We start from the raw sequence: 4068 nt of genomic DNA, 5'->3' as shown, positions 1-4068 counted from the left end.
TTTTCACAGCTAATCCAGAACATTGAAAGTAACAATATAATTAGTATCTTTTTCATTTTTTCTCCTTTTGATATTGAGTTGATACAACTGTAATATACCATATTTTATCAATAAATATGGTTCTGTTTCAAGTCTTGTGTAAACTATCAATTTTATAATGTAAAAGTTTAATAAAATGAAAGGCTTAAAAATTTAGTTTGAATTTAATATTATCTTTCTTCCATTGGAAGTATTATCCATATTGAAATCTTATACAGTAATATTTAGATAGAATTGTTTTATAATTTTTTATTTTTTATTATTGGCCTAAGTTGTTTTATTTTGATATAATTTTTTGAGTTCCTATGATAGCAGCTTTATTTTATTTGGGAAGAGATAATTTGAATTAGTTAATAAAGTATAAAGGAAAGGTCAATGTTTAGTATAGATGATGTGCTTAAAATTTTAGAAAATTATGGTTCTTTGGCAATTCCCATAAGCCTTTTAATAAACATACTTATTGCACTAGCAGGGATATTACCGTCAGTGTTTATAACTGGGGCAAACATAATTTTCTTTGGACCTGCCAAAGGATTTTTAATATCACTATTAGGGGAAACAATAGGAGCTTATATTACTTTTACTATTTACAGGTCCGGCTTTAAAAAGAAAATAGAAAAATTAACAGATAAACATAAATTGATTTCAAACATAATTAACAGTGATGGGGAAAAAGCAGGTCTGTTAATATTACAGGGAAGATTAATCCCATTTATACCGTCTGGAATAGTAACGTTAGCAGCTTCAATAAGCAGCGTTAATAATCCGATATTTATCCTTGCTACTTTGATAGGGAAGGCTCCTTCAATAGCATTAGAGGCACTAGTCAGCTACGATATAATTAATATTTACGATAATTGGATAAGGCTTCTTATAACAGCTGTCGCATTGATACTTGTAAAGTTCATAATGAATAGGGAAAGATGAAATTCGAATTATTCAGTTGAAACAGGCTAAATGACTTTTTTTAGACTGAATAAATTAACTATTATTTTAAATAAAATTAATAAAAAGAATAATATATGCCATTTGTCCTATTCTTTACTTGAAATATAAAGTATAATAAATTTAAATAAATAAGTATTTTTATAATCAGAATTCAACCGTTTCTGATTCCCCCAGTAAAAGCTCATTTATATTAAAGTATAAGTGGGCTTTTTAATTTTTCAGATAAAATACTTTTTTAAATATTCAATTGATTTAATAGCTTTACATATTGTTTGCAAGAAATTAATATTCTAAATATATATTTGTGTGACGATGGAGCTTAGGAGGTGATTATATGAATTTAAAGGTGAAATTTTTTGACCTGATAACAATGGAAAGTGAGTACCAAAATATCCATAAGCTCTTTACTATAGTAAAAGAAACTTTTATGGACCATGGTGTCTATGTTAAATATTATTAATTAACACCTAAAACATTTAAGAAGCTCTGGCTTCTTTTTTTTATATGAAAATTATGCCTATTTCCAGTATATCAATAGGATTCCCATTTAAAAATATATAGGAACTGACCTTTATTTAAATTCAGGAATACTGCAAATTGATTAAGATGAACAATCCTGAAACATATATTTTGTAATGGCTCCTGAATAAATGTTTCCGCTTCATAATCTAAATTTAAGAGGGCTTACAGCACAAAGAACGGGCTTAAGAACAATTAAAAGTGCGAAGGATATCAAAGTTGATTTGGATTTTTAGGTATAATTAAGGATAGTATTAAATAAAAAAACCGGAGGAAACCCGGTTTTTAGTTTTTTTTAATGTTTTCATTTTGTTTTTACCGCAAAATTTTATTAAAATTAAAAATTTGTAAGCAGCCGATTTACTTAGCTGCATTTCCTGCAATATTAAGTGCATCCCAAGTTCTTGCAAAAGGAGGGGCATAGCACAGATCTAGCATTCCTAGATCTTCCGTGGTCATGTTGCTGTGTATAGCAGCGGCCAGGACATCAATACGTAGTACTGCTCCTTTTTTACCTGCTATCTGTCCGCCCAAAATAATCTTTGAATTTTTTTCATAGATTATTTTGATATAGATGTTTTCCTGCCCAGGATAATAGTTTGTCTGATTTTTATCTTTTATAAATACAGTGCTATAGTTTATTCCCATGTTTTTAGCCTCAGTTTCAGATATCCCGGTCCTTCCTGCCTCCAGGTTTAAAACCTTTACAGCTGCAGAACCCAAGGTTCCGAAGAAACTGCTGTTTTTTCCTGCAAGATTTTCTCCCACAACTCTTCCTATTTTGTTGGCTGTAGTTGCAAGGGGAATGTATACATTCTCCTTTCTAACCCTGTGAGGGACAGTGGCACAGTCTCCAGCAGAATAAATATCATTGATACTTGATTTACCGTGGCTGTCGATGATGATAGCGCCGTTTGGAAGCATCTCTATACCGGTTTCTTTTATAAACTGAGTATTTGGTTTCACACCGGTTGCAATGATAACAAGGTCGGCCTCATAGATACCTTTATCAGTGAGGACAGCTTCGATCTTTTCTTCTCCTCTCAGTTCTTTTACGATTTCGCTAAGATGAAGACTAATTCTGTCATAGGACAGGATTTCTTCCTGCATCAGATCTGTGATCTCTTTGTCAAAACTCTCAGGAAGCACTCTGTCGTTTAGCTGTATAATTCTCACATTTTTACCGATATGATGCATGGCTTCTAGAGCCTCTATACCAATGTAACCTGCACCTATTATGACAATATTTTTAATTTCTTCCTTGGATACGACCTCTTTTAGGTCCACCCCGTCCTGAAAATCCTTTAGTGTGAAAACATTTTCCAGATCTATATTTTTTATAGGGGGTATTATGGCACTAGCTCCCGATGCTACCATGAGTTTATCATATGAATCTTCAAATGTTTCATCTGTTAACAGATTTTTTATTTTTATTTTTTTATTTATATGATCTACCGACAGAACCTCGTGTTTTACATTTACATCAATCCCAGATTCTATAAACTTTTCGATAGACCGAGCCATCATATTGCTGGTACTTTGGAAAAAACCTCCTATATAATACGGGAGTCCGCAAGCACCCCATGAGATAACGTCAGTTTTTTCATACACAGTGATTTCAGCATCTTTCATTGTTCTTTTTGCCTTTGAGGCGGCACTCATACCTGCGGCCACTCCTCCTATAATAATAATTTTCATGAAAAAAACCTCCAAGTTTTTATATGTTTTGATGTTATAATAAGATAAAATATATTTTATTGAAGTTAATTAAAACAAAGATATAAAAAATATTCTGATTTTTTATAAAGTTCCTTTAAACTTTATATGTATATACTTAATTATAACACTAAAAGAGAAAATAACGAGGTGAAAAAATGTATTATTTTGACAACGCAGCCACTAGCTATCCAAAGCCGGAAGAGGTCTATAGTGTGCTTATAGAAACAATGAAAAATAAAGGGGGGAATCCAGGAAGAGGGAGTCATACCATGGCTCTTGAGGCGTCTAGAGCAGTGTATGACACAAGGGAAAAACTCGCAGCCCTGTTTAATATAAAAGACCCCTTGAGGATTGCATTTACCCAAAATGCCACCATGAGCCTTAACTTTGCAATAAAAGGAGCTCTCAAAAAAGGCGATCACGTGGTAACCACTTCACTGGAACACAACTCTGTGCTAAGGCCTATTTTTTTCATGGAGGATGAAGAGGGGGTAGAAGTGACAGTCCTAGAGGCAGATAGTCATGGGAGAATAAAGATCGAGAGTATAGATGAAGCAGTAAAAGAAAATACAAGGGCCATTATCATAACCCATGCTTCAAATCTCACAGGAACTATAATATCTCTGGAAAAAGTAGGGAAGATAGCAAAGAAACATGGTGTCCTCCTCATTGTAGATGCATCACAAAGTGCAGGTATTTTGGAAGTAGATGTAGATAAAATGAACATTGATATTTTGTGTTTTACAGGACACAAATCACTTTTTGGACCACAGGGAACAGGGGGAATATATCTGAGAGAGGGAGTGGCCTTAAAACCTATAATGGAAGGTGGATCTGGAGCTC

Annotated in this window: 4 protein-coding genes; 3 read left to right on the top strand and 1 reads right to left on the bottom strand. The window is 32.9% G+C overall.

The window, feature by feature from the left end:
- The first annotated feature begins 414 nt into the window (after positions 1–414).
- Positions 415–966 (top strand): TVP38/TMEM64 family protein, encoded by a 552-nt coding sequence (locus tag ABZA26_RS09315; RefSeq protein WP_372714249.1) that lies wholly within the window; start codon positions 415–417, stop codon positions 964–966.
- 355 nt (positions 967–1321) lie between these two features.
- Entirely contained in the window at positions 1322–1447 is a 126-nt protein-coding gene (locus ABZA26_RS09310) for a hypothetical protein (RefSeq protein ID WP_372714248.1), read from the top strand.
- Positions 1448–1866: 419 nt separating this feature from the next.
- On the opposite strand, the gene ABZA26_RS09305 is transcribed toward ABZA26_RS09310, so the two are convergent.
- The gene (locus ABZA26_RS09305) at positions 1867–3204 is read right to left on the bottom strand and encodes a CoA-disulfide reductase (RefSeq protein WP_372714247.1); all 1338 of its coding nucleotides are present in this window, start codon (positions 3202–3204) and stop codon (positions 1867–1869) included.
- A gap of 176 nt (positions 3205–3380) precedes the next feature.
- Between ABZA26_RS09305 and ABZA26_RS09300 the strand changes: the two genes are divergently transcribed.
- Positions 3381–4068 (top strand): aminotransferase class V-fold PLP-dependent enzyme (locus ABZA26_RS09300; protein ID WP_372714246.1); only part of this gene is annotated, 688 nt, incomplete at its 3' end.

The sequence above is a fragment of the Ilyobacter sp. genome, from assembly GCF_041583315.1.
Taxonomy (GTDB): domain Bacteria; phylum Fusobacteriota; class Fusobacteriia; order Fusobacteriales; family Fusobacteriaceae; genus Ilyobacter.
The sequence above is the reverse complement of the archived record's forward strand: the minus strand, read 5'-3'. Positions and strand labels throughout refer to the sequence as shown.

Excerpts from the sequence above, each read along its gene's own strand:
- ABZA26_RS09310 (WP_372714248.1), top strand. The coding sequence starts at position 1,322 with ATGAATTTAAAGGTGAAATTTTTTGACCTGATAACAATGGAAAGTGAG.
- ABZA26_RS09305 (WP_372714247.1), bottom strand. The coding sequence starts at position 3,204 with ATGAAAATTATTATTATAGGAGGAGTGGCCGCAGGTATGAGTGCCGCC.
- ABZA26_RS09315 (WP_372714249.1), top strand. The coding sequence starts at position 415 with ATGTTTAGTATAGATGATGTGCTTAAAATTTTAGAAAATTATGGTTCT.